Genomic DNA, 24,255 nt, shown 5'->3' with positions numbered 1-24,255 from the left:
CCCACCGAGGCGGGTTTTTTGCCTCCTGGAATTAAGCATTCTGAAATTGTTTTCAGCAGAAGCTTGACGAGATACTTAAGCATGCTTAAAGTTGGAAGCGTAGGTAGCAACACACGGCCCTACCAGGCCGACGCTCTTTAAATCCGCTATCAATCCTTCCCCAGGAATACAGGGGCGACTACCGGCAAGTGCCGTGTAGGCGATCACGTCACGCCCTAGCGGGCTGCTGGGCCATGCCGAGAGGCTAGCCCCCAGCAGGTGCAGGCAGCACGGCAGAAAGCGATGCCATGACGTGGGAATGCTGGCCCTTGGCAACAGGGGCCATCGATAAGCAGGTTCCGTGCTCAAGCGAGCTGCACCGTCGGGATAGGAAAGACCGGGAAAACGTCCTGTGTCCGAATCGGCGGACGTGTACGTAAAAACCACGGCCCGGAAGTAAGCGGGGGTAGCGCCCCGGTGGAGCCTGCTTATCGATGCTGGTGACGCATCGCCTCATCAATTCCCTGCGTATTGCCCTCACCAGAGGGCTTTTTTATTCCGGAGTCCAGCCATGAACACGATCCAAACAGCAGATGTTGCCCGGTTCCGGCTGGGCACCCACTCACGATTAACCGCACGCCCCGTCGAGCTCGCCCGCCGCGTGCTCGACAGCGGCCCGGCCAGCATTCAGCAGGTCGAGAACGCCCGGCGTGAGGCGGAGTACGTGCAACGGCGCAACGGCCAGAAACCGCCCCTGCTGCAGCTATGGAGGGTGTCATGAAGCACGCCATCCCCCGCCACGTTGCCCAATCCGCCCTGGCCCAGCAGATGCTGATCGATCACGGACGAGACAGAACCAGCGAGCCCTTCTTGCTGCATGGCCGCATGTACCGAATCACCATCGAGCTCATTCCATTTGAGGACGTGCCGTCCACCTGTCAGGAGTTTCTCAATGATCACGACTGAACAGCGCGAACTGCTGCAGCAGATCCAGAGCCTAGCACTGGCTGCCGGCGAGCAAACGGGCCGCACGGTCTACCACGAGACTCGGCCGATGCCGAGCTTCGGGATCATCACCAGCTGGGTGCGAGTGATCGACGACAATTCCCAGCCGCTGCACGACAGCGAAGTGGTGTTGCCCGAAGAGCTCGGCACCACCCTGGCCCAGCAGCGCGACATGCTAGCGAGTTGGATTGCGTTAAACCGGCAGGAGAAGGCGGCATGAACATGATCGTCAACATCCCCACCCGCGGCCACCCTTTCGACGTATCGCAGCGTGCCGCCGAGATCGTCCAGGCCGTTGAAGAGTGCAACCCCGATGCCCTGCTCTCCTTCGCCGAGCATGTCCGTGACGAGGGCTTGCTGGGCTGCTGGTACGACAAGCTCACGCTCGGCACCACCATCGCCCACCTGATCGAGCACTACATCACCACCGATGACGGCCGGGCGGAGCTCAAGGCCTGGGCGAAGCAGGTAGCCGAAGACCAATACGAAGAGGCCGTGAGCTACGCGGCGTGAGGAGGCAACCATGACGCAGACAAACGACCACCTGGCGATATGGAGCCGGGTAGAGAAGACGCCTACCGATGCGGTCAAGCCCGCCAAGGTTAATGGCCAGAACATCACCGCCATCGACACCATGCACATGGTCAAGCTGGCCACGAAAATTTTCGGCACTGTCGGGATCGGATGGGGTTACCGGATCGACGTTGACCGTTTCGACCAGGGCGCTCCGGTGATGCTGAAAGAACAGGTCATCGGCTATGAGCAGACCCACACCTGCCAGCTGACGCTCTGGTACGAGTGGGAAGGGAAGCGCGGCGAGGTCACGCAGTTCGGCCATACCCGCGCGGTCTACATGACCAACAACGGCAAGTTCATCACCGATGGCGAGGCGCCCAAGAAGTCGGTCACCGACGCCATGAAGAAGTGCCTTTCCCTGCTGGGCTTTGCTGCTGATATCTACACCGGCCTGTTCGATGATCAGGGGTACGTGAAACTCCGCGAAGCCGAGACGCGCCTAGAGAAGGCCGAAGACTTCGATGCCGAGCTGCAGAAGTATCGCGACGAGTACGCCGACTGGCTCAAGCGCGAGTGCGACACCCTGCGCACCAAGATCCCTCACCCACGCAGCATCCAGCTTGCAGCGGACACCATGCTCCAACGGATTACCGACCGGGCCAGCGTCGCCCGGGTCGGTCCTGCACGCGGTTCCGACATGATCCGCAAGGCCGCCGAGGACGGCATTGAGCGCGTCCACGCCGAACGCAAACAGACACAAGAGGAAACGACCCATGGGTAACGCAGCAGAGAAACTCGACACTTCACCCCAGGCCTATGCCAGCGAACTGGTGGAGCTCAACCGCGTCGAGGCCGCCATGGCCGAGCTCCGCGCCAAGCACGGCACCGTGCCGGACTACACCAGCAAGGAAGGTTACGAGCGAGGCAAGACCTCGCTCAAGGAGCTGACCAAGTACCGCACTGGTACCGACAAGGCCCGCCTGGCGATCACCAAGCCCCATCGCGACTTCATCGAACAGGTCAACCAATATGCCAAGGGGCTGATCGGGGAGATCGAACAGCTCGAAGGGCCACACCGCAACGCCAAGCGCGACGTAGACGAAGCCGAGGCGCGGAAGAAGGAAGAACGCATTGCACGGTTGCGTGAGCGAATCCAGAGGGAAATATGGTCGTTCCTTGACACCGCGCAGGGGCTCGATTCCAACGCTCTGGCCGATCTTCATGAAGCCGCGGAGCGTATCAATACCGGTGACTATTTCGATGTGACAAACGAAGCGGAAGACGCTCGAGCAGAGGTAATCCGTAAGATCGCCGACATTCACGCCTCCACCCTTGAGCGTGAGCGCATGGCGGCGGAGCAAGCCGAGATAGAGACCCAGCGCCGCCAGTTGCGGGAGGAAGAGGAGCGACGCGCCGCCGAGCAGGCCGAACTCGAAGAGCTGCGCCGATTCAAGGCCGAACAGGAAGCAGCCAAGGCGCAAGCTGAACAGCCGGCCGAGCCTGTCGAGGAGAGCCCGTCCGCTGCGCACCAACCGATCGACACCAGCCGCCTCAATGCCGACGCAGCGAACTTCAAGCCGGCCAGCCAGATCGCCCAACCCGAGACGGTCACCATCACGAAGAAGGAATACGAGCAGCTGCTCTCAGACCAGGTGAAGCTCTACGCCCTGCTGGATGCCGGCGTGGACAACTGGACCGGCTACGACATCGCCATGGCCTCGCTCAAGGCCGCCTAACCACCCCGGGGCCAGGTGGCCCCTTCTTCCCCACGAGGTACCCGCAATGTCCCATCCAACAGATGTATCCAGGTTCATTGAGGACCTGGACGGCGGCGTATTGGCTGAACGCCTGGGCGTCATCCTGAGCCATGCCGCTGCAGCCGCTACCGACAACCCAAAGAAGAAGGCCAAGGTCAGCATTGACTTCGAGGTTAACAACATCGGCAAGGGCACGCAGTGCGCCATCTTGCACAAGCTGGCCTTCAAGATCCCGACCGCTCACGGCGATCAGTCAGAGACTCACACCACCGAAACGGTGATGTACGTAAACCAAGGCGGCGAGATGACGCTGGAGCCGAAAAACCAACTGGATGCCTTCGGCCATCCGCATCGCAAGATCAAGCACCAGACGCAGGAGAATGACCAATGAGTCTGACCAAAGAAGCGCTGCAGCACCTCGAACAGTCCCACAAGACGGGGACCGAAGTCGCCGAGGGAAACGCCCTGATCATGGGCGACCAGTTCAACCTCGCCGACCTCGAGCAGTACCAGCCCCACCGCCGCCGGTTCCGCGGGAAGTACCAGACGCAGGATTTGGCCGCGTTCCTTCGCTACGTGGGAATCTGGGCGTCGGCAGGCGTGCCGGTATTCATTGACCAGGATCGCATGGCCGCCCGCACCTTCCTCGATATTGGCGGTCAGGCCGCGCCGGGGCACTGCGAGCACAGTGCCACCCTCACGCTGCCGAAGACGCCAGAATTCGCCGCCTTCCACGTCGCTGACGGTTCCTCCTATGACCAAGAGAAGATGGTCGAATTGATCGAGGACTGGGGTCACTTGATGACCTTCCTCAACAAGAACGGCGAGAAGCTTGAGAAGAGCAAGGTGATTCACGCCTTCCGCAAGGTATCGATCGATGACCTGACCAGCATCGACAGCGAGAAGCAGGAGCACAGCTCGCAGATCGGCGTCATGAACAAGGTCACCGTGAAGCAGGCCGAGCGGCTGCCCACGGTCATCACTTGGACGCTGCCCCCCTACGAGGGCCTGGCAGAGCGTGACTTTGCCATGCGCGTGGCCACGATCACCAAGGGCGGCCCCAGCTTCCGCTTGCGCGCCATGGCGCTAGAGTCAGCAGAAAAGGAAATCGCCAAGGAGTTCGCTGGCGATATCACTCGCACCCTGCCTGAGTGCGAATGCCTGCTCGGCACCTTCAACCCTTGATCTCATGGGGTCCTGCGGGGCCCTTCTATTAGAAGGACGAACTTATGGCCAGAGGCGTCAACAAAGTCATCCTGATCGGCAATCTTGGTCAGGACCCTGACGTCCGATTCATGCCATCGGGAAAACCGGTGGCTAATCTGCGCATCGCCACCACTGACAGCTGGACCGACAAGCAGAGCGGCCAGAAGCAGGAACGTACCGAGTGGCATAGCGTGATCCTGTTCAACAAGCTCGCCGAGATCGCCCAGCAGTACGTCAAGAAAGGCTCGCGCATCTACATCGAAGGCCGCCTGCAAACCCGCAAGTGGCAAGGCCAGGACGGCCAGGACCGCTACAGCACAGAGATCGTCGCCAATGACATGCAGATGCTCGACACCCGCAGCGGCGGCCAGGGCGGGCAGCAAGGCGGATACGGAGGCGGTCAACCTCAGGGCGGCTATGGCCAGCAAGCCGGGGCTCCCCAGCAGGGGCAACAAGGCAATAACCAGCGCCCACCCCAAGGCCAGGCCAATCAGGCGAACTACGGGGCGCCGAATCCGGGCAGCTTCGACGACTTTGACTCAGAGATCCCGTTCTGACTGGCTCGTTAACTGACCATATAGGCCGCCACTGAGCGGCCTTTTCTGTATCTGCATGGAGGATGTCTCATGAAGACATGCCATAAGTGCGGCGAGGAAAAGCCGCTTGATGGGTTTTATAAGACAGGTCGAGACGGAAGGCGAGACACCACTTGCAAGAAGTGCCGCAAGGCCAGGGTTCGCCAGAACAGGGAAGAGAATATCGGCTATTACCGTCAGTACGACCGACAACGAGCCATGCTTCCTCATCGCGTTACCGCCAGGGAGCGCTACCAAAAGACACCCGAGGGCAAAGAGGCCATCAAACGCGGTACCTCGAAGTACCGCCAGCGCAACCCGATCAAGCTTCAGGCCCATAACCGGGTCAGCAAGGCGCTGCACGATGGGCGACTCAAGCGAAAAAGCTCCTGCGAGGGATGCGGGACAAGCAAAGGGCGAATCCACGCCCACCACGACGACTACCTACGCCAGCTTGATGTTCGCTGGCTATGCCCGCCCTGCCATAAGGCCTGGCATGACGAACACGGGGAAGCGGCCAATGCCGATCACCCCCCGCTTCCGCAATTCCACTTGAAACCAGGTCGCCATTCTGCGGCTTGATCGATCTTATCACCCAGCGCAGCCAGCCCTGGAAGGCTGGAGGCGGTGGCCGTACGCCGCACGTCACGCGGCAACGAATTCAATCAGTCTCTGAGCGAGTGATGATTAAATTCTAGCGTTTATAAAATCAATTGCTTGGGAAAAATCGGCTAACTTAAAAAAGGCGTTCTTTTTTTCATGCTGCGCTTTCCAATCGATGAACTCATCATGATCGTTTTCTAAACCATAATAGTATACATCTAACTTTCTTCGGCCTATTGCGCCCCAGATATGGTCGTCGTTAGCATTAACCCTGACACCGCTAACGAATATACGAGGACTTTTCTCCAGCTGATGAAACCACATTTCCTGCTGTTTTTTTATGTATGTGCTAGAAACGTTGGCGCGCTTCCCCTCTGCATAAACACACATTGCTGGGGCAATACTGTTTTCCGTTAAAGACTTATATAAAGCATCTTCCTGAGATACAGGCTTTATCCCGACTTCCAAGTCGATTCCATTGTTTTTGAAGGTTGAATTGGAGAAATAGCGTGGAGGCAGAGCAGGCCAGAAATTCGAAGACCCATGTACTTTCAACAGTCTCATTCCATGCCCTTTTTCTTGCGAATAAGTTGTTGCCATGCCCAGTCTCAATGCAGCGAGTTCTAGCATAAGGTCATAATTTAAAGAGCAGTATACAAACCTCTTAACCCCCAGCGTAGAAAGCATCTTAATATACGTATTGTTGGGGCTCGGGCTAAACTCCGCCAAGAATGACGAAAGTTCTCGCTGGAACTGCATTATATTACGGCTACTCCACTCATCATACTTAGCCATGCCTATCTCAAAATTTTTCCTAAACTCGATTTTCAATTCTTCAGGAAAGGTCGAGGCGATACCATTTCTTTTCTCTAAACAATCAAACAAAGAGTTGCCTAATGGAGGTCTTGGCTCGGCATCTTCGCTGCCAAAACTGGCCCCTGCTCCTAATAAAATTAACTGGGCCATGCGCTCCTCCGGTTATCTGTAAAGACCTCAACATGATAGGGGAATTACATTTGAATCTAAATCTCTTTGGCCATGAATTGGTGGTCGATAACTTCGCCGGCGGCGGTGGTGCCTCCGAAGGAATCGAGCAGGCCTTGGGCCGCCCGGTGGATCTCGCCATCAACCACGACGCCACCGCCATTGCGGTGCATACCGCCAATCACCCCGGCAGTGCTCACTCGGTTGCCGACGTGTGGGACGTCGATCCCGCCAAGGCCGTCAATGGCCCGGTGGGACTGGCATGGTTCTCCCCTGATTGTCGCCACCACTCCAAGGCCAAGGGTGGCCGTCCTGTCAGCAAGAGCGTGCGCGGTTTGGCATGGGTAGCGGCACGCTGGGCGGCCAAGGTGAAGCCCAGGGTCATCGCACTGGAAAACGTCGAAGAGTTCCTCGACTGGGGGCCGCTGACCAAGAACGGCATGGGCCAGGTCGTACCGGATCCGGCGCGCAAGGGCCTAACCTTTCGTGGCTTCGTGCGGATGCTCAAGCGCCACGGCTACCAAGTGGACTGGAAGATCCTGCGGGCCTGCGACTACGGCGCCCCGACCATCCGCAAGCGACTGTTCCTGATCGCCCGGCGCGATGGCCTGCCGATCGTGTGGCCCAAGCCCACCCATGGCGACCCGGCTACGCCAGCAGTACGCCGGGGCAAGCTGCAGCCGTGGCGTACAGCTGCGGAGTGTATCGACTGGTCGATCCCCTGCCCGTCGATCTTCGACCGTGACCGGCCGCTGGCAGAGAACACGCTCAAGCGGATCGCCAAAGGCGTGATGCGGTACGTGGTGGAGAATGCCGAGCCGTTCATGGTGCAGACAGGTTACGGCGAACGTCCCGGCCAGAGTCCGCGCGTGCTTGACCTCAATCGCCCGCTGGACACGGTCGTTGCAGGCGGTCAGAAGCATGCCCTAGTTTCGGCATTCCTGGCCAAGCATTACGGCGGCGTGGTCGGCGCTGACCTTCGCCAACCACTGCCCACCATCACCGCTACCGACCACAACGCACCGGTAGCCGTGAGCTTGCTCAACCTCAAGGGCAGCGAGCGAGGCGGTAGCGACATTGCCCAGCCGATGCCGACCATCTGCGCCGGGGGCACTCACGCTGCAGCAGTGACGGCCTTCCTTGTGAAGTACTACGGCAAAGGCGTCGGCCAGGGCCCGGGCGAGCCCCTGCACACCATGCCCACCCGTGACCGCTTCGGCCTGGTCACCGTCACCATAGACGGCGAGCAATACGCCATCGTCGACCTTGGCATGCGCATGCTCCAGCCGCACGAACTCGCTGCCGCCCAAGGATTCCCGGCCAGCTACCAATTCGCAGAGGTCGATGGCCGACCAGTGCCGAAGTACGCCCAGGTGCGCCTGATCGGCAACAGCGTCTGCCCGCCTCTGGCGAAGGCCATCGTGGAAGCAAACTTCGCTCACGAGAAAAAGTTCATGGCAGCGCCTGCCGTGGCTGCATAGACCAACCCGCCGCCCACTGAGGCGGCTTTTAACGATAACCGCACCAGCTATTATTCTAGATTAAAGGTTTTCAATAAGATGGTTGTACTTTTCGGGTAAGATGGAGTATTCCCCCCAGCCAGGGTTGTTGAAGCATAGACCAACACCATTGGTGCTTATTGGACCAAAAAACATCACATATCTTCCCTTAGAGTTATTGTCAATGCCATGCTCCTTCGCAGAAGCGTTTGTAGTTTTTATGCAGAAATCAGCGTGCCCTCCCGAATAGCTGACCATTATCATTGCCACATTATGGGGGCGTTTAAAAGGTGAGTTGATGTTGGTGATTACTCCGTAATAAAGAGCGGGTATTTCAATCGTTGTTTCTATTTTTGATGCGTCCCGTAGCAGAGACCGAAGCTGAACTGGGTTGGTCATGCCAGGAAGAACGTAGTAGCGCTCCAGATTATGATCAAATCTTCGGCATATGCCATGTACAGTTTTAATGCGCGTGGGAACTATGAAATGCTCTCCGCGATGCCTAGATATGGGAAAGTTTGCTAGCGGACCGTCCATATCCTCAACTTGGGACTGGTCATAAGGGTCTGCTTCATTTTCTATGGCTACCGGCTTCTCCTTGATGAACTCATGTACTACAGCGAGTTGTTCGTCATCAATGGCTCGGCGCGCATCTTCTTCAGAATCGAACTTGAGTCCCTGTGCTCTTAGAGACCGGTGGGCGCACCGGATGTGAGAAAAGGATGGTAGGTGCTTGAAGTGGGCACTTCGTCCGTTACTGAAATGCATTTTTTCTGATGGTGATTTAGATAAGGGGGTGTGGCATAGCGGACAGAATAAGAAGCCATGCATCTCACTCGAATACTGTTCTATAGAGATGACAATATGATTTTCTATCAATGATTGGTAATCATTTTCGTCATATTCCCATGTAGGGCTATACCACGCATGTTCAATTTGATTAGCCATATGCCTACCTATACCCAAGATCATAAATTAAGACTTGATTAGCATATCGGCAGAAAACTTCAATTCTTTAATGAGCCATGAGGACTTTGCGATGAACGAGCTCGAATGCCGCACCTGCGGCGAGAAATGGCCGGGCACCTACACCTGCGAGCATCGGTGTACGGTGTGCGGCACACGGGTCACGGCAAAGGCATCTTCCGCTGCCGATCGGCTGGAAGCGACTGAGCATCAGCGGCTGAAAATGGATCTTGCTAGTGCATTAGGACATGACGCTGAAAATCCAAGCATGTGCGATTTAGTCGCAATTGCCAGATTGGTTGTGAAAGAGCGTGATGCAGCATTGAAACGTGCGGACCGTGAGGCGACGGGATTCCGTGCGATGTGCGAAGCCTGGCAGCGCCTCGAGGAAATCGTCGGGCTCGATACCGGTGGCGGCATGGGGCCAGCACCCGCGCTCAATGCTGTCGAGCATATCCTGCGGGAACGCCTCGCCCTGGCGGCGCATGTGGAGGCGGTCGCCGATGCCCTTGGGTTCCCGCCCCACAACGAGAATCGCCACCGCACAAGCGTGATCGTCACGAATATCGAGAATATGCGCCGCTTCGCCGACTATCTGCACAGCATTGAGAACGCTTTCCTCATGATACCGGGGGAGCCCGACGCCGATTATCCAGATGAGGATCCGGAACCCGAATGTATGGTGAGTAGTTGGGGCGCCCGCAGCCGGGAGCACTATGTCGAACAGTTCCGCCAAGCCCTCGCGCACCTGAAAGCCCAGTGGCAGGCGGAGGCGTTGGAATCTGCCGCAGAGGATTCAATAGATACCTCGACGCAGCTATGGCTGAAAGCCCGAGCACGTCATTACCGACGCCGCCAAGCCCAAGGAGGCAACCATGAATAGCCACGCGGAAATTGCCACCCCCTCCGACATGATCAAAAACACCATGAAGCGGGCCGGCTGCCCGCTCTCGATCGATCAGCAGATGGTATTGGCCGGCAGCGTGGCGGTATTCGGCGGCAAGGATGATCACGTCAATGAGCAGCTCTGCCAGCGCATCGAGGAGCTCGAGCATGAGAAGACCACTCTCAACTCAATGCTGGATGCCGCGGAGAAGGAACTGGCCAGCAACGCACAAGAGAGCCTGGCGGAAACCCGCCGCCTGGCGTTGGCCTTCGTGAAAGCCAAGGGGCGGTATCACGCTCAGCAGGCAACATGCGATCTGATGGAGCACTTCGGCATGCCGTGTACCCGCCCCACCCCATGAGTCGATATCGCTATACCGATATCGAGACCCACCGCCCATGAGGCGGTTTTTTAATGCGCGCTTCCAGGCCCTGGCAGCGCCTTTTTGATCAGACGCATAGAGGTCATCATGGCGATGAGAACACTCTTCCTGACGCCCGACGAGCTCGAACAGCTCACCGGGCGAAAACGAGGCAAGGAGCAGCGCGAAGCGCTGGAACGCATGGGAATCCGCTGGAAAGACAACGAAGCCGGCCAGGTGCTGGTCGGGCGGCGCCACGTAGAGGAAGTGTTCTGCGGCAGCGCGCCGGCCAACCAGGACCGCAAGCGCCCGAACATCGGAGCGCTGGGCGCATGAGCGAAGTCGGCATTCCTCGCGTCTACTGGAAAAGCGGCGCCTGGCGATACAAGTGCAACGCACGGCAGAAGGCGCTGGTCGGCAAGTCATGGATCAGGCTGGGTGAAACCGTCGAAGACGCACGGGCGGAGTATAACGCCTGGGCACCGAGACTGTTCCCCAAGGCGGGAATGGGAAGGCTCTTCGACAAGTACGAAGCGGAGATCATCCCGGCGAAGCCCAGCCCCGCGACACGGAAGTCCAATCTCGACGAACTCAAGCGGCTGCGCCTGGTATTCGCTGAGTGCGAGCCGGAGGACATCACCGTCCACGATGTCTACCGCTACATGGATGCACGGGGCGCGCAGTCCAAGACGCAAGCGAATCACGAACTCTCACTGCTCAAGCACATCTTCCGCTTCGCCCAGCGCTGGGGAGTCCTTGAGCACAACCCGGCCGACCCGGTAGCGAAGTTCAAGCTCAAGCCGCGGGACCGCTATGTCACCGATGCTGAATTCGCCCGATTTCTGCGCTTCACCTCCCCCTGGGTGCGCCGCTACGCCCTGCTCAAGTACAAGACCGGGCTGCGCCAGAAGGATCTCTTGGGCCTGCGTCTCGATCAGCTTGGGCCAGACGGCATCCTGCTGCGCACCAGCAAGGTGGGGAAGCAGGCTGTGATCGCGTGGGACGACGAGCTCGGAAAGCTCGTGGATGAGATCAAGGCGGACAACCTATCGCGCGGGCGACAAGGCCCTACCCTGTTCTGCAAGCGAGACGGCATGCCCTACAACAAGGATCAGTTCCACTCACGCTGGCAGTACGGAATGAAGAAAGCGATGACAGAAGGCATGATCGAGCGATTCACCGAACATGACCTTCGCGCTAAGCACGCGACCGACGCCGAGCGCCAGGGCATCGACGTGCAGACCAATCTTCAGCATAGCGATCGCCGCACCACCGAGATCTATTTGCGCGCCAAGCAGGTGCTCAAGGTATCCGCGCTGGGCGCCGACGCCTTCATCGTAGAGTAGACTTTGGCATGCCATTCATTGCCGGTCGGATCAGACTTTCGTCTATTCCTTGCCGGTCCAGGTCGATCAGTATAACGGCATGTGTTCCCCGCGTTATACTTTGCCCCTTTTTCGACCCTCAGAAAGCAAAAAAGGAACCAGCTAAATAGCTGATTCCCTTGAATAAAGTGGCGGAGGGACAGGGATTCGAACCCTGGAAGGGCTTTCACCCTTGCCGGTTTTCAAGACCTTTGAACCGATGACCTTCGGGTTATGAGCCCGACGAGCTACCAGACTGCTCCACCCCGCATCACAGGTCGGCAATTATATTCCCCAGCACCTACTACGTCAAGATGGCCGGGGTTGCCGCAATACAGATTAACTGCTGAAACAGATGACCTTACATTACGAGACATCTGCTACAGATGGTGCCGAAGGCGGGACTTGAACCCGCACGACCGTAAGGTCACTACCCCCTCAAGATAGCGTGTCTACCAATTCCACCACTTCGGCAATGGGGGTGCTAGATTAAGTACGGCGTTTACTCACCGCTTTCCTCAAGCACTGGCGCGGCATTATCCACGTCGTTGGCCTGATCGTCAAGCGTCGGAATGCTTCTTTGCTGCTCGATCAAGCGTGCATCAGGAATTCCCGCCTCAGGTGCCTGCCCTGCTTCGGAGGCGAAGTAGGCCAACGCCATGGAGGTCGCGAAGAAGGAGGCCGCCAACACCGCCGTGAAGCGCGACAGGAAGCCACCCGAGCCCCGCGAGCCAAACACGGTCTGAGAGGCACCACCACCAAAGGCCGCACCGGCCTCGGCGCCCTTGCCCTGCTGCAGCAGAATGAGCACAACCAGGGCGATGGCGATCGCCACATGGATCATGAGAATGGCAACTTGCATGATTTCAACCTGCTGACTGACAAATGGCTAGGAAATCGTCGACCTTGAGTGAGGCACCGCCCACCAGGCCGCCGTCGATGTCCGGCTGGGACAATAGCTCAGCCGCGTTACTTGCATTCATGCTGCCGCCATAGAGCAGGCGCAGCCCTGCGGCAAGATCCCTGTCGAAGCTGGCCTGATAGGCGCGGATCTCGCCCAGGACTTCCTGAGCCTGCTCGGGCGTTGCCGTACGCCCGCTACCGATCGCCCAGACCGGCTCGTAGGCGATCGTCACCCTGGCGCGCTGCTCGGGTTCGAGCAGCGCCATGACATAACCGACCTGGCGCAGCACGACGTCCCGGGTACGGCCGGCATCACGCTCTTCCAGCGTCTCGCCCACACAGAGAATGGGGTTGATATCGGCGCTGAGCGCAGCGAGCAGGCGATCGTATACCTGTCTGTCGCTCTCACGATAGAGCTGGCGACGTTCGGAATGACCGACGAGTGCATAGGCGACGCCGAACTCCTTGAGCATCCTGCCGCTCACCTCGCCGGTATGCGCCCCGGAGTGAAGCGGATTGAGCGTCTGGGCACCAAGCAGCACCGGCGTTTCGGAGAAAACCCGCCTCGCCACCTCGAAATAGGGAAACGGAGGAAAAATGGCGATCTCCAACGGCGCTGGCAGAGCGGCGTCGGAAAAGGCGCGTCCGAATGACTCGACCAACTCGGTTGAGCCGTTCATCTTCCAGTTTCCGGCAATCAGCGGCATGCGCATGGGCTATCCTCTTTCAAGGTGGAGCGAAATGGTATAGGAGCAGCCCTAGCATGACAACCTGCGGCTGACAACCAGTTAGCGCCGCAGGTGCCATGAATCTCAGTCGAGCAGCGTCTCGACATCCGCCGCCAAGCGGCGAGCAAGACCGGACACATCGAGGTGCGGGCGCCCCTCTACCATGACTCGAATCAGTGGCTCGGTACCCGAGGGGCGCAGCAACACGCGGCCTTCGTCGCCAAGCTCGGCTTCGACTGCGGCCACGGATTGCTTCAGCGCCTCGCTTGCCAGCAGTGCCTGACGGTCGGTCGTCGCCTTCAGCCGCACATTGACCAGCTCCTGGGGCGCCTTTTCGAAGCCCTGCAGCAGGCGTGCTAGCGACACCCCCTTACGCACCATGATCGCCACTACCTGCAGCGCCGAGACGATGCCGTCTCCCGTGGTCTGGACATGGCGGCAGACGATATGGCCCGAGGATTCGCCTCCCAGCATCCAGCCGTTGGCGTCGAGCTTCTCCATCACGTAACGGTCGCCAACCTTGGCGCGCTCGAACGGCACGCCCATCTGCTCGAGGGCCGCGGCCAGCCCGAAGTTGGACATCAGCGTGCCGACCACGCCGCCGCCCAAGTCGCCCCGTGCATGCCGGTCGCGGGCGATCAGGTAGAGAATGTCGTCGCCGTCGACCTCACGCCCGTCGGCATCCACCAGCAGAACGCGATCGCCATCGCCATCGAAGGCGACCCCCAGGTCGGCACCCTGCTGAATCACCGCCGCCCGTAGCGCGGCAGGATAGGTCGAGCCAACCTGCTGGTTGATATTGAGCCCATCGGGACTGGCACCGATCACGCTCACCTCGGCCCCCATCTCGCGAAATACGCTGGGTGCGATGTGGTAGGTGGCACCATGAGCGCAGTCGAGCACGATTTTCAGCCCATGCAGGCTGAGGCGGTCGGGAATCGTCGATTTGCAGAATTCGATATAGCGCCCGGCAGCATCGTTGATGCGCACTGCCTTGCCCAGCTCGGCCGCCTTCACCGTGGTGAGAGGCTGGTCGAGCATCTCCTCGATCCGCGTCTCCAGTGCGTCGGGCAGCTTGGTACCCTCGGCGGAGAAGAACTTGATGCCATTGTCGGCAAAGGCGTTGTGCGAGGCGGAGATGACGATGCCGGCATCGGCACGGAAGGTGCGGGTCAGGTAGGCGATACCGGGAGTTGGCATCGGCCCGAGCAGCGAGACATCGACGCCGGCGGCGGAGAGCCCCGCCTCCAGCGCCGACTCGAACATGTAACCGGAGATGCGCGTGTCCTTGCCGATCAACACTTTCGAGCGGCCCTCTTCGGCCAGCACGCGTCCCATTGCCCAGCCCAGCTTGAGCATGAAGTCGGCGGTAATGGGGTAGTCACCGACAGTGCCGCGAATGCCATCGGTGCCGAAGTAGCGTCTACTCATGTATCGAAGCCTTCCTTAAGCACGGCCCAGGTCATGTTGACCGCATCCACGCTGGAGCCGACATCGTGAACGCGAATAATCCTTGCACCTCGCTCCACCGCCAGCGCGGTCAGAGCGATTCCACCGGCCAGGCGTTCCTCGACTGGCCGCTCCAACACCTTTCCGATCATGCTCTTGCGCGACATACCAACGAGCAGCGGCATGCCGAATGTCTTGAGCTGCGCCATGCGGTTGAGCAGGCGCAGATTGTGCTCGACCGTCTTGCCGAAGCCGAAACCCGGATCGAGAATCAAACGCTCACGACGCAGCCCAGCCGCCTCACATGCCTCGATACGCGACTTGAGGAAGGCCGCCACGGCGATCTCCACCTCATCATCATAGTGTGGCGACTTCTGCATGTCGCCGGGCTCGCCAAGCATGTGCATCAAGCACACCGGCAGTCCGCTCCTGACCGCCGCCAGCAGGGCGCCTTCACGCTGCAGGGAGCGCACGTCGTTGATCATGCCAGCTCCCAGTGCCGCGGTCTGCTCGATCACCTCGGGAGTGCTGGTGTCCACCGAAACGAGTGCATCGAGGTCGCGCACCAGCCGCTCCACCACCGGCGCCACTCGGTCCAGCTCCTGCTGGGGGGAGACCGATACAGAGCCTGGGCGAGTCGACTCGCCGCCGACATCGATGATCGCGGCGCCCTCCGCCAGCATGCGCTCGGCATGGCGCAGAGCATCATCCAAGGCGATGTGTCGCCCGCCATCGGAAAAGGAGTCGGGAGTCACGTTGAGAATCCCCATCACGCGGGGATAGGAGAGATCGAGGCGGTGCCGACCGCAGTGCAAGACGGCGTTAGTGTCGCTCATATCGGGGCCCTGCTGAAATCACCACTTTAACAGGCCCGGGGGGTGAGACGGAAATGCATCAAGGCGCCCAAGGGCGCCTTGATGGAGTGACACATGGCTGGCAATCAGCTGCCCGCTGGCCCGCCCAGCGGATCGGAGGGGCGACGCCGTCTATCGCTCTCGCCCTCCTCTTCATCGCCATCATCCACTGTCGGCTCCTCGGGCTTCGAGGCCTCCGGCTTGTCGACGATCGGCGACGGCGTCCCGGCATCGTCATCCCAATCCTTCGGCGGACGGGGCGGGCGACCCTCCATGATGTCCTTGAGCTGATCGGCATCGATGGTCTCGTACTTCATCAACGCCTCGGCCATCGCATCCAGCTTGTCGCGATTGTCCTCGAGGATCTGCTGGGCTTGTGCATAGCACTCGTCGATGATCCGACGGATCTCCTTATCCAGCCGTGTGGTGGTCTCACCGGAACGCAGCTTGCTGCCACCCTGCCCGGGGCCACCCAGGAACTGATGCGACTCATCCTCATCGTACATCAGCGGCCCCATCTCGTCGGAGAGGCCCCACTTGGCTACCATGTTGTGGGCAAGCTCGGTGGCACGCTTGATGTCGTTGGAGGCACCGGTAGTGACCCCATTCGGGCCAAGCGTCATCTCCTCGGCGATACGGCCGCCGAACAGCGAGCAGATCTGGCTGAGCAGTTGCTGACGCGACAGGCTGTAGCGATCCTGCTCGGGCAGGAACATGGTCACACCCAGCGCACGGCCACGCGGAATGATAGTGACCTTGTAGACTGGGTCGTGCTCCGGCATCACCAGGCCGATGATCGCGTGACCAGATTCGTGATAGGCGGTGTTGAGCTTCTCCTTGTCGGTCATGACCATCGACTTGCGCTCGGCGCCCATCATGATCTTGTCCTTGGCCAGCTCCAGCTCCTCCATGCCGACCAGACGCTTGTTGCGGCGGGCCGCGAACAGCGCCGCCTCATTGACCAGGTTAGCCAGATCGGCGCCGGAGAAGCCCGGCGTACCGCGAGCGATCAAGGCCGGCTTGACGTCCTCGGCCAGCGGCACCTTGCGCAGGTGAACGCCCAGGATATGCTCGCGACCGCGGATATCGGGCAGCCCCACCACCACCTGACGATCGAAACGGCCCGGCCGCATCAAGGCCGGGTCAAGCACATCGGGGCGGTTGGTCGCAGCGATGACGATGATGCCTTCGTTGGCTTCGAAGCCATCCATCTCCACCAGCAGCTGGTTGAGCGTCTGCTCGCGCTCGTCGTTGCCGCCGCCCATGCCGGCGCCGCGCGAACGGCCCACGGCGTCGATCTCGTCAATGAAGATGATGCAGGGTGCCTGCTTCTTGGCCTGCTCGAACATGTCGCGTACCCGCGAGGCACCGACGCCGACGAACATCTCGACGAAATCGGAACCGGAGATCGAGAAGAACGGCACCTTGGCCTCGCCGGCGATCGACTTGGCGAGCAGCGTCTTACCGGTACCCGGTGGACCGACCATCAGCACGCCGCGCGGAATCGTCCCGCCCAGGCGCTGGAACTTGGTCGGATCACGCAGGAAGTCGACCAGCTCCTCGACCTCCTCCTTGGCCTCGTCACAGCCGGCGACATCGGCGAAGGTCGTCTTGATCTGATCCTGCGAGAGCAGCTTGGCCTTGGACTTGCCAAAACTCATCGGCCCGCCCTTACCACCGGCACCGCCCTGCATCTGACGCATGAAGAAGATGAAAATGGCCAGAATGATCAGGATCGGGAAGCTGGCGATCAACAACCGCGTCCACAAGCTCTGCTCCTGCGGCTCACGGCCGACCACCGTGACGTTGTTGCTCAGCAGATCGTTGATCAGCTGCGGATCCTCGGCGGCCGGCCTGATGGTCTGGAACTGCGACCCATCGGCACGCTCACCGGTAATGGTATAGCCATCGATGGTCACGCTGCGGATTTGCTGGTTCTGTACCTGCTGCACGAACTGCGAATAGTTCATGGACTGCGGCGAGGTGTCCACATTGAAGTTGTTGAACACCGTCAGCAGTACTGCCGCGATGACCAACCACAGGATCAGGTTCTTCGCCATATCATTCAAGGGAGTACCCTCATTGCTGAAAACGAACTGCCAAGCGGCGTAACACTCCGACACTAAGGCCCGCATATATGTTCAATCATCAGGCCACCTTAGTTCGTGACACTGACACATTTCGCGACGCCTGTCTTTCTATCGGAGCGTTAGAGTACGCCTATTCACTTGTCAGATTGAGCCGATGACACCTGCCATCAGCCATGAAACTTCTCCGCCAGCAGATAGACCTCTCGCGAGCGAGCGCGTGAGGCATCGGGCTTGCGCGTCACTACCCTGGCGAAGCTGCTGCGCAGCTCCTTCAGATAGTCGTCGAACCCTTCCCCCTGAAACACCTTGGCCAAAAAGTTGCCGCCGGGAGCCAGTGTCTGGCGCGCCAGATCCAGCGCCAGCTCGACGAGATACATCGCCTGAGGCTGATCGATGGCAGCCATACCACTCATATTGGGGGCCATGTCGGACATCACAAGGTCCACCGGGCGCCCCGCGAGGGTGGCGAGGATAGCTTCGAGCACCTCCTCCTCGGTGAAGTCGCCACACACGAACTCCACCCCGACCAGCGCATCCATCTCGAGGATGTCGGAGGCGATCACCAACCCACTGTCGCCGACCTTCTCGGCGGCGACCTGGCTCCAGCCCCCCGGGGCCGCGCCCAGATCGATCACGCTCATGCCGCGCCGAAACAGCTTGGCCTTCTCATCAAGCTCGAGAAGCTTGTAGCTTGCACGCGAGCGATAGCCATCCTGCCAACTGCGCTGCACGTACTGGTCGTCGAAGTGCTCCTTGAGCCAACTGGCACTGGTTTTGCTCGCGCTACCGCTCTTCCCGGCGCTAGCGCGGGAGGAGGGGGTCTTGCTGGAACTGGTGGAGCGTACCACGGCATCACCTGTGTATCGGATGGCGGATCAAGGGTGAGTCGAGGGAAAACGGAAATCGTACGATAACGAGGCTTTCGCTAGCGCCACTTTCGCCGTACCATGGCGGGTTCAGCGCAACTGGACCGCCAAGATACCATGAGCTTGTCACAGGCACAAAAGAAAGCATTCCGCAGCATCGGCCATCACCTCAATCCGGTGGTCACGGTTTCGGAAAACGGCATCTCCGAGGGCGTGATTGCCGAACTCGAGCGTGCCCTGAACGACCACGAACTGGTCAAGATCAAGCTCGCCATCGCCGAGCGCGACGAGCGCAGCGCCATGCTCGAGGAGCTCATCGCCCAGAGTGGTGCAGAGCGCATACAGACCATCGGCAAGATGGCGCTGCTCTATCGCAGGAACCCCAAGGCCAACCCCAAGCTCTCCAATGTCACCCGTTTCGAGAATCATCACGGGCGTCACTGAGCGACACGCCTAGCGTATCGATACCACTGACGACGAGGCCGCCCATTGGGCGGCCTCGTCGCGTTGCCTCTGCAGCCGGGTAGGGCTACAGATGCTCGACACTCTCGATCTCGTACTCCACCTCGCCGCCGGGAGTCTGTACCACCACCACATCGCCCTCCTCCTTGCCGATCAGGGCACGGGCGATGGGCGAGGTAACGGAGATCTTGCCCGATTTGATGTCGGCCTCGTCCTCGCCAACGATGCGGTAGCGCACCTGCTCGTCGGTGTCGAGATTGAGCAGCCCGACGGTCACGCCAAAGATGACCTTACCGGTGCGCGGCAGCTTGGTGACGTCGATCACCTGGGAGGTGGAGAGCTTGCTCTCGATCTCCTGGATGCGCCCTTCGATGAAGCCCTGCTGTTCGCGGGCCGCATGATATTCGGCATTCTCCTTGAGATCACCATGCTCGCGCGCCTCGGCGATGGCGTTGATCACCTTGGGCCGTTCGACGCCCTTGAGCTGCTCGAGCTCTTCACGCAGGCGGGCTTCGCCTGCGACGGTCATCGGGACCTTGTTCATTGCGTTGCTCCTGCATGCAGTTCCTGTAGCCGCCGCACGGTAATCTCGTTGCCGTACTCCAATGCCATGCACACCGCTCTGGCGCCTGCCAAAGTCGTGGCATAGGGCACCTTGCGGGCAAGCGCCGTACGACGGATCACCGAAGAGTCGCTGATTGCCTGGCGACCTTCGGTGGTGTTGACGATATAGGCCACGTCATCGTTCTTCAGCATATCGACGATGTGCGGACGCCCCTCGAAGACCTTGTTGACGGTCTCCACGGGCAGCCCGGCAGCCTCTAGAGAGACGGCGGTACCGCGGGTAGCGCATAGCGAGAAACCCAAGCCTAGCAGAGTTTTTGCCACCTCGATAACGCCCTCCTTGTCCGGGTCGCGTACCGAGAGGAACGCCTTGCGCTCGCCTTCGAGCTTGGGGATCGCCTCGCCCGCGCCCAGCTGTGCCTTGTAGAAGGCCTCGGCGAAAGTGTCGCCACTACCCATCACTTCGCCGGTCGACTTCATCTCCGGCGACAGGATCGGATCGACTCCCGGGAACTTGTTGAACGGGAAGACCGCCTCCTTGACGCTGTAGAAGTGCGGCACGATCTCGCGCTCGAAGCCCTGCTCGGCCAGCGTGGTGCCCGCCATGCAGCGCGCCGCGATCTGGGCAAGCGATATGCCGATGCACTTGGAGACGAAGGGCACGGTGCGCGAGGCTCGCGGATTGACCTCGATGACGTAGATCTCGCCATCCTGCCAGGCCAGCTGCACGTTCATCAGGCCAACGACGCCAAGCTCCACGGCCATCTTCTTGACCTGCTCACGCATCTCGTCCTGAACGTCGGCGGGCAGCGAGTAGGGCGGCAGCGCGCATGCCGAGTCGCCGGAGTGCACCCCGGCCTGCTCGATATGCTGCATGATGCCGCCGATCACCACCTGCTGTCCGTCGGAGACGGCGTCGATATCGACCTCGATGGCGGCATTCAGGAAGTGGTCGAGCAGCACCGGTGAATCGTTGGAGACCTTGACCGCATGGGTCATGTAGTTCTCGAGCTCGGAGGCGCCGTAGACGATCTCCATGGCACGCCCGCCGAGTACGTAGCTTGGCCGCACCACCAGCGGGTAGCCGATCGCCTCGGCCTTGGCAAAGGCCTCCTCGAAGCTGCGCGCGGTGGCGTTGGGCGGCTGCTTGAGGCCCAGCTTGTCGATCATCTGCTGGAAGCGCTCACGATCCTCGGCACGGTCGATGGCGTCTGGCGTGGTGCCGATGATCGGCACGCCGGCCGCCTCCAGGTCGCGGGCCAGCTTGAGCGGTGTCTGGCCGCCGAATTGCACGATCACCCCGACCGGCTGCTCCTTGGCGGCGATCTCCAGCACGTCCTCGAGGGTCACCGGCTCGAAGTAGAGGCGATCCGAGGTGTCATAGTCGGTGGAGACGGTTTCCGGATTGCAGTTGACCATGATGGTCTCATAGCCATCGTCGCGCATGGCGAAGGCGGCGTGTACGCAGCAGTAGTCGAACTCGATACCCTGGCCGATACGGTTCGGCCCGCCGCCGAGCACCATGATTTTCTTGCGATCGGAGACCTCGGCCTCGCACTCCTCCTCGTAGGTGGAGTACATGTAGGCAGTGTCGGAGGCGAACTCGGCGGCACAGGTGTCGACGCGCTTGTAGACCGGGCGGATGCCCATCTTGTGGCGCGTGTTGCGCAGCGCCTGCTCGGAGACCCCAAGCAGGCTCGCCAGGCGTGCGTCGCTGAAGCCGCGCCGCTTGAGCTGGAACATGCCACGGGCGTCGAGCTCGGTAAGCGAGCGCTTGACCAGCGCCTGCTCGCGCAGCACCAGATCCTCGATCTGCACCAGGAACCAGGGATCGATGTTGGTCAGCGCAAAGATCTCATCGAGACTCATGCCCGCACGCATGGCGTCGGCGATGTAGAAGATCCGTTCGGCGCCGGCGGCCTGCAGCTCGCCCTTGATACGCGCCATGGCCTCACCGGTGAAATCGGTCACGATGGAGTCGAGACCATCATTGCCTGTCTCGAGACCACGCAACGCCTTCTGCAGCGACTCCTGGAAGGTGCGCCCGATCGCCATCACCTCGCCCACCGACTTCATCTGGGTCGTGAGACGATCGTTGGCCTGGGGGAACTTCTCGAAGGTGAAGCGCGGAATCTTGGTGACGACATAGTCTATCGACGGCTCGAACGAGGCCGGCGTAGCGCCGCCGGTAATGTCGTTGCTGAGCTCATCCAGGGTGTAACCCACCGCCAACTTGGCGGCGATCTTGGCGATCGGGAAACCGGTGGCCTTGGAGGCCAGTGCCGAGGAGCGACTGACCCGCGGGTTCATCTCGATGATCACCATGCGCCCGGTCTTGGGATCGACGCCGAACTGCACGTTGGAGCCGCCGGTCTCGACGCCGATCTCGCGCAGCACCGCAAGCGATGCATCGCGCATGACCTGATACTCCTTGTCGGTCAGCGTCTGCGCCGGGGCCACGGTGATGGAGTCGCCGGTATGCACGCCCATGGGATCGAAGTTCTCGATCGCGCAGACGATGATGCAGTTGTCGTTCTTGTCGCGAACGACCTCCATCTCGTACTCCTTCCAACCCAGCAGCGACTCGTCGATCAGCAGTTCATGGTTGTTGGAAAGCTCGAAACCGCGCGTACATATCTCCTCGAACTCCTCCTTGTTGTAGGCCACCCCACCGCCGGAGCCACCCATGGTGTAGGAGGGGCGGATGATGGTGGGGAAGCCCAGCTCGGCCTGGATCTCCCACGCCTCGTCCATGGAGTGCGCCACCTTGGCCTTGGGGCATGCCAGGCCAATGTTCTTCATTGCCTTGTCGAAGAGGTCGCGATCCTCGGCCTTGTTGATGGCATCGGCATTGGCACCGATCATCTCCACGCCGTACTTCTCCAGCACGCCGTGCTTGTCGAGATCCAGCGCGCAGTTGAGTGCGGTCTGGCCGCCCATGGTCGGCAGCAGCGCATCGGGGCGCTCCGCCTCGATGATCTTCTCGACGGTCTGCCAGGTGATCGGCTCGATATAGGTGGCATCGGCCATCACCGGGTCGGTCATGATGGTGGCCGGGTTGGAGTTGACCAGAATGACTCGGTAACCCTCTTCGCGCAGCGCCTTGCAGGCCTGGGCGCCGGAATAGTCGAACTCGCTGGCCTGGCCGATGACGATGGGGCCGGCGCCAATGATCAGAATGCTTTTGATGTCGGTACGTTTGGGCATGACGGTTCCCGCTAGAAAATGGACAGACGGCGACGCAATCGGAGACTCGGCACGCTCAACGGCGCGCGGTCATCATGCTGACGAAACGATCGAACAGCGGCGCCAGATCGTGTGGCCCGGGGCTCGCTTCCGGGTGCCCCTGGAAGCTGAAAGCGGGCCGATCGGTCAGCTCGATACCCTGCAGCGTGCCGTCGAACAGCGAGCGGTGGGTGGCGCGCACGTTGGCCGGCAGACTGGTCTCGTCGGCGGCGAAGCCGTGGTTCTGGCTGGTGATCAGCACGCGCCCGGTATCGATATCGAGTACCGGATGGTTGGCCCCATGGTGGCCATGGTTCATCTTCACCGTCTTGGCACCGGCAGCCAGCGCCAGCAGCTGATGCCCGAGACAGATGCCGAACAGCGGCGTATCGGTCTCGAGAATCTCGCGAATCGCCTTGATCGCGTAGTCGCAGGGCGCGGGATCGCCGGGGCCATTGGCCAGTACGATACCGTCGGCCTGCATCGCCAACACTTCACCTGCCGGCGTCTGTGCTGGCACCACCGTGATCCGGCAGCCGCGCGAGGCGAGCATGCGCAGGATGTTGTACTTGATGCCGTAGTCGTAGACCACCACGTGGTAGGGGCGCTCGCTGCCGCCCGTATCGACATTGCCCTTGCCCAGCTCCCACTCGCCCTCGCTCCACTCGTAGGCCTCCTTGCAGGAAACCTCCTTGGCGAGGTCCATGCCCTTGAGCCCGGGGAATGCGCGGGCCGCGGCCAGGGCGCGCTCCACGGCATCGTCGCCCTCGGCCTCGGGGCCGGCAAGTATCGCGCCGTTCTGCGCGCCCTTGTCTCGCAGGAGGCGGGTCAGCCGGCGCGTGTCGATATCGGCGATACCGAGAATCTTCTGGCTCTTGAGATAGTCATCCAGGCGCCGCTCGCTGCGGAAGTTGCTGGCCATCAGCGGCAGGTCGCGGATCACCAGGCCGGCGACGGCAATGCGGTCGTACTCGCTGTCCTCGGGGTTGATGCCGGTATTGCCGATATGCGGATAGGTCAGCGTAACGATCTGTCGGGTATAGGAGAGATCAGTGAGAATCTCCTGGTACCCCGTCATGGCCGTATTGAACACCACCTCACCGCTGGTTTGCCCATCGGCGCCGATAGCGGTGCCGTGAAACACGCTGCCATCTTCCAAGGCCAGTATCGCGGGTCTGTTCAATGCAACTTCCTCCCATACTCGTATGATCGTCTGACGAGACTGCTGATTCATCAGAGGGTTCATCTGGCGGGCCCGGCCACACCGGCGCTTGACTCGTAAAAAAGCGGGACGAAACCCGAAATAGATCGGTTTCATCCCGCTTGTTGTGATTGCCAAACTGCCTGTGGGCCGATTCAACAAGCGCTGATGCAGACTCTTCATCCGGCGCCCGGCCAAAATTTTTGGAATGT

The 24,255-nt window shown here is 60.4% G+C and carries 27 protein-coding genes and 2 tRNA genes; 16 read left to right on the top strand and 13 right to left on the bottom strand.

From position 1 onward, the window contains the following. The first annotated feature begins 550 nt into the window (after positions 1-550). From HJD22_RS11520 to HJD22_RS11475, 10 genes are all read left to right on the top strand, one after another. Positions 551-760, top strand: coding sequence for a hypothetical protein (locus tag HJD22_RS11520; protein ID WP_208653674.1), 210 nt, complete (start codon positions 551-553; stop codon positions 758-760). Continuing rightward, on the top strand, positions 757-945 hold the full coding sequence (locus HJD22_RS11515) for a hypothetical protein (protein ID WP_208653675.1): 189 nt from the start codon (positions 757-759) through the stop codon (positions 943-945). Before HJD22_RS11520 ends, HJD22_RS11515 begins: the two co-directional genes overlap by 4 nt. Further along, positions 932-1,204 carry a hypothetical protein gene (locus HJD22_RS11510; protein WP_208653676.1) on the top strand — a complete coding sequence of 91 codons (273 nt, stop codon included), beginning with the start codon at positions 932-934 and terminating at the stop codon, positions 1,202-1,204. The genes HJD22_RS11515 and HJD22_RS11510 overlap by 14 nt, the downstream gene beginning before the upstream one ends. After that, the gene (locus HJD22_RS11505; RefSeq protein WP_208653677.1) at positions 1,201-1,497 is read left to right on the top strand and encodes a hypothetical protein; all 297 of its coding nucleotides are present in this window, start codon (positions 1,201-1,203) and stop codon (positions 1,495-1,497) included. The genes HJD22_RS11510 and HJD22_RS11505 overlap by 4 nt, the downstream gene beginning before the upstream one ends. 10 nt (positions 1,498-1,507) lie before the next feature. Further along, positions 1,508-2,281, top strand: a complete 774-nt coding sequence (locus tag HJD22_RS11500) for a hypothetical protein (protein WP_208653678.1) — start codon at positions 1,508-1,510, stop codon at positions 2,279-2,281. After that, on the top strand, positions 2,274-3,236 hold the full coding sequence (locus HJD22_RS11495) for a hypothetical protein (protein ID WP_208653679.1): 963 nt from the start codon (positions 2,274-2,276) through the stop codon (positions 3,234-3,236). The genes HJD22_RS11500 and HJD22_RS11495 overlap by 8 nt, the downstream gene beginning before the upstream one ends. Before the next feature lie 46 nt (positions 3,237-3,282). Further along, the gene (locus HJD22_RS11490; RefSeq protein WP_208653680.1) at positions 3,283-3,648 is read left to right on the top strand and encodes a hypothetical protein; all 366 of its coding nucleotides are present in this window, start codon (positions 3,283-3,285) and stop codon (positions 3,646-3,648) included. Continuing rightward, positions 3,645-4,442, top strand: coding sequence for a DUF2303 family protein (locus tag HJD22_RS11485; RefSeq protein ID WP_208653681.1), 798 nt, complete (start codon positions 3,645-3,647; stop codon positions 4,440-4,442). Before HJD22_RS11490 ends, HJD22_RS11485 begins: the two co-directional genes overlap by 4 nt. A gap of 44 nt (positions 4,443-4,486) precedes the next feature. Continuing rightward, the gene (ssb, locus tag HJD22_RS11480) at positions 4,487-5,020 is read left to right on the top strand and encodes a single-stranded DNA-binding protein (protein WP_208653682.1); all 534 of its coding nucleotides are present in this window, start codon (positions 4,487-4,489) and stop codon (positions 5,018-5,020) included. A gap of 69 nt (positions 5,021-5,089) precedes the next feature. Next, positions 5,090-5,620, top strand: coding sequence for a hypothetical protein (locus HJD22_RS11475; protein ID WP_208653683.1), 531 nt, complete (start codon positions 5,090-5,092; stop codon positions 5,618-5,620). Between the two features lie 105 nt (positions 5,621-5,725). On the opposite strand, the gene HJD22_RS11470 is transcribed toward HJD22_RS11475, so the two are convergent. Next, positions 5,726-6,607: a hypothetical protein gene (locus tag HJD22_RS11470; RefSeq protein ID WP_208653684.1), complete on the bottom strand. Its 882-nt coding sequence runs from the start codon at positions 6,605-6,607 to the stop codon at positions 5,726-5,728. A 50-nt stretch (positions 6,608-6,657) separates the two neighbouring features. Between HJD22_RS11470 and HJD22_RS11465 the strand changes: the two genes are divergently transcribed. Then, positions 6,658-8,106 (top strand): DNA cytosine methyltransferase, encoded by a 1,449-nt coding sequence (locus HJD22_RS11465; RefSeq protein ID WP_248730231.1) that lies wholly within the window; start codon positions 6,658-6,660, stop codon positions 8,104-8,106. Positions 8,107-8,166: 60 nt separating this feature from the next. Here the strand turns inward: HJD22_RS11465 and HJD22_RS11460 are convergent, their stop codons facing one another. Beyond that, on the bottom strand, positions 8,167-9,072 hold the full coding sequence (locus tag HJD22_RS11460) for a hypothetical protein (RefSeq protein WP_208653686.1): 906 nt from the start codon (positions 9,070-9,072) through the stop codon (positions 8,167-8,169). A gap of 91 nt (positions 9,073-9,163) precedes the next feature. Here HJD22_RS11460 and HJD22_RS11455 point away from each other — a divergent pair, with 91 nt between their 5' ends. From HJD22_RS11455 to HJD22_RS11440, 4 genes are all read left to right on the top strand, one after another. Further along, a complete protein-coding gene (locus HJD22_RS11455) occupies positions 9,164-9,973 on the top strand; it encodes a hypothetical protein (protein WP_208653687.1) in 810 nt (269 codons plus the stop codon). After that, the gene (locus tag HJD22_RS11450; RefSeq protein ID WP_208653688.1) at positions 9,966-10,337 is read left to right on the top strand and encodes a hypothetical protein; all 372 of its coding nucleotides are present in this window, start codon (positions 9,966-9,968) and stop codon (positions 10,335-10,337) included. The genes HJD22_RS11455 and HJD22_RS11450 overlap by 8 nt, the downstream gene beginning before the upstream one ends. Before the next feature lie 108 nt (positions 10,338-10,445). Continuing rightward, a complete protein-coding gene (locus tag HJD22_RS11445) occupies positions 10,446-10,673 on the top strand; it encodes a DUF4224 domain-containing protein (protein ID WP_208653689.1) in 228 nt (75 codons plus the stop codon). Further along, the gene (locus HJD22_RS11440) at positions 10,670-11,683 is read left to right on the top strand and encodes a tyrosine-type recombinase/integrase (RefSeq protein ID WP_208653690.1); all 1,014 of its coding nucleotides are present in this window, start codon (positions 10,670-10,672) and stop codon (positions 11,681-11,683) included. The genes HJD22_RS11445 and HJD22_RS11440 overlap by 4 nt, the downstream gene beginning before the upstream one ends. A gap of 168 nt (positions 11,684-11,851) precedes the next feature. Here the strand turns inward: HJD22_RS11440 and HJD22_RS11435 are convergent. The 8 genes from HJD22_RS11435 to rlmE all read right to left on the bottom strand — a co-directional run bounded on the left by HJD22_RS11435 (position 11,852) and on the right by rlmE (position 18,573). Further along, positions 11,852-11,970 (bottom strand) — tRNA-Met (locus HJD22_RS11435). A 118-nt stretch (positions 11,971-12,088) separates the two neighbouring features. Beyond that, positions 12,089-12,175: transfer RNA gene (locus HJD22_RS11430), tRNA-Leu, on the bottom strand. Positions 12,176-12,203: 28 nt separating this feature from the next. After that, entirely contained in the window at positions 12,204-12,563 is a 360-nt protein-coding gene (gene secG, locus HJD22_RS11425) for a preprotein translocase subunit SecG (protein ID WP_208655132.1), read from the bottom strand. 4 nt (positions 12,564-12,567) lie between these two features. Continuing rightward, positions 12,568-13,317: a triose-phosphate isomerase gene (gene tpiA, locus HJD22_RS11420; RefSeq protein WP_208655133.1), complete on the bottom strand. Its 750-nt coding sequence runs from the start codon at positions 13,315-13,317 to the stop codon at positions 12,568-12,570. 99 nt (positions 13,318-13,416) lie between these two features. Then, entirely contained in the window at positions 13,417-14,763 is a 1,347-nt protein-coding gene (gene glmM, locus HJD22_RS11415; RefSeq protein ID WP_208655134.1) for a phosphoglucosamine mutase, read from the bottom strand. After that, a complete protein-coding gene (gene folP, locus HJD22_RS11410; RefSeq protein WP_208656834.1) occupies positions 14,760-15,551 on the bottom strand; it encodes a dihydropteroate synthase in 792 nt (263 codons plus the stop codon). The genes glmM and folP overlap by 4 nt, the downstream gene beginning before the upstream one ends. 170 nt (positions 15,552-15,721) lie before the next feature. Further along, a complete protein-coding gene (ftsH, locus tag HJD22_RS11405) occupies positions 15,722-17,704 on the bottom strand; it encodes an ATP-dependent zinc metalloprotease FtsH (protein WP_208655135.1) in 1,983 nt (660 codons plus the stop codon). Positions 17,705-17,892: 188 nt separating this feature from the next. Further along, a complete protein-coding gene (gene rlmE, locus HJD22_RS11400; protein WP_208655136.1) occupies positions 17,893-18,573 on the bottom strand; it encodes a 23S rRNA (uridine(2552)-2'-O)-methyltransferase RlmE in 681 nt (226 codons plus the stop codon). Between the two features lie 135 nt (positions 18,574-18,708). On the opposite strand from rlmE, the gene yhbY reads away from it, so the two are divergent. Further along, positions 18,709-19,035, top strand: a complete 327-nt coding sequence (gene yhbY, locus HJD22_RS11395; RefSeq protein WP_208655137.1) for a ribosome assembly RNA-binding protein YhbY — start codon at positions 18,709-18,711, stop codon at positions 19,033-19,035. Positions 19,036-19,120: 85 nt separating this feature from the next. On the opposite strand, the gene greA is transcribed toward yhbY, so the two are convergent. Genes greA through carA form a run of 3 tightly spaced genes read right to left on the bottom strand, consistent with a single transcriptional unit; the run spans position 19,121 to position 24,025 of the window. After that, the gene (gene greA, locus HJD22_RS11390; RefSeq protein WP_208655138.1) at positions 19,121-19,597 is read right to left on the bottom strand and encodes a transcription elongation factor GreA; all 477 of its coding nucleotides are present in this window, start codon (positions 19,595-19,597) and stop codon (positions 19,121-19,123) included. Continuing rightward, complete coding sequence (carB, locus tag HJD22_RS11385) at positions 19,594-22,824, bottom strand: carbamoyl-phosphate synthase large subunit (RefSeq protein ID WP_208655139.1); 3,231 nt, start codon at positions 22,822-22,824, stop codon at positions 19,594-19,596. Before carB ends, greA begins: the two co-directional genes overlap by 4 nt. 55 nt (positions 22,825-22,879) lie before the next feature. Then, positions 22,880-24,025, bottom strand: a complete 1,146-nt coding sequence (gene carA / locus HJD22_RS11380; protein WP_208655140.1) for a glutamine-hydrolyzing carbamoyl-phosphate synthase small subunit — start codon at positions 24,023-24,025, stop codon at positions 22,880-22,882. Positions 24,026-24,255 lie beyond the last annotated feature (230 nt).

This window comes from Halomonas sp. TA22, assembly GCF_013009075.1.
Classification (GTDB): Bacteria; Pseudomonadota; Gammaproteobacteria; order Pseudomonadales; family Halomonadaceae; genus TA22.
Note: the sequence above shows the minus strand (reverse complement) of the source record. Positions and strands in the feature narration are given on the sequence as shown.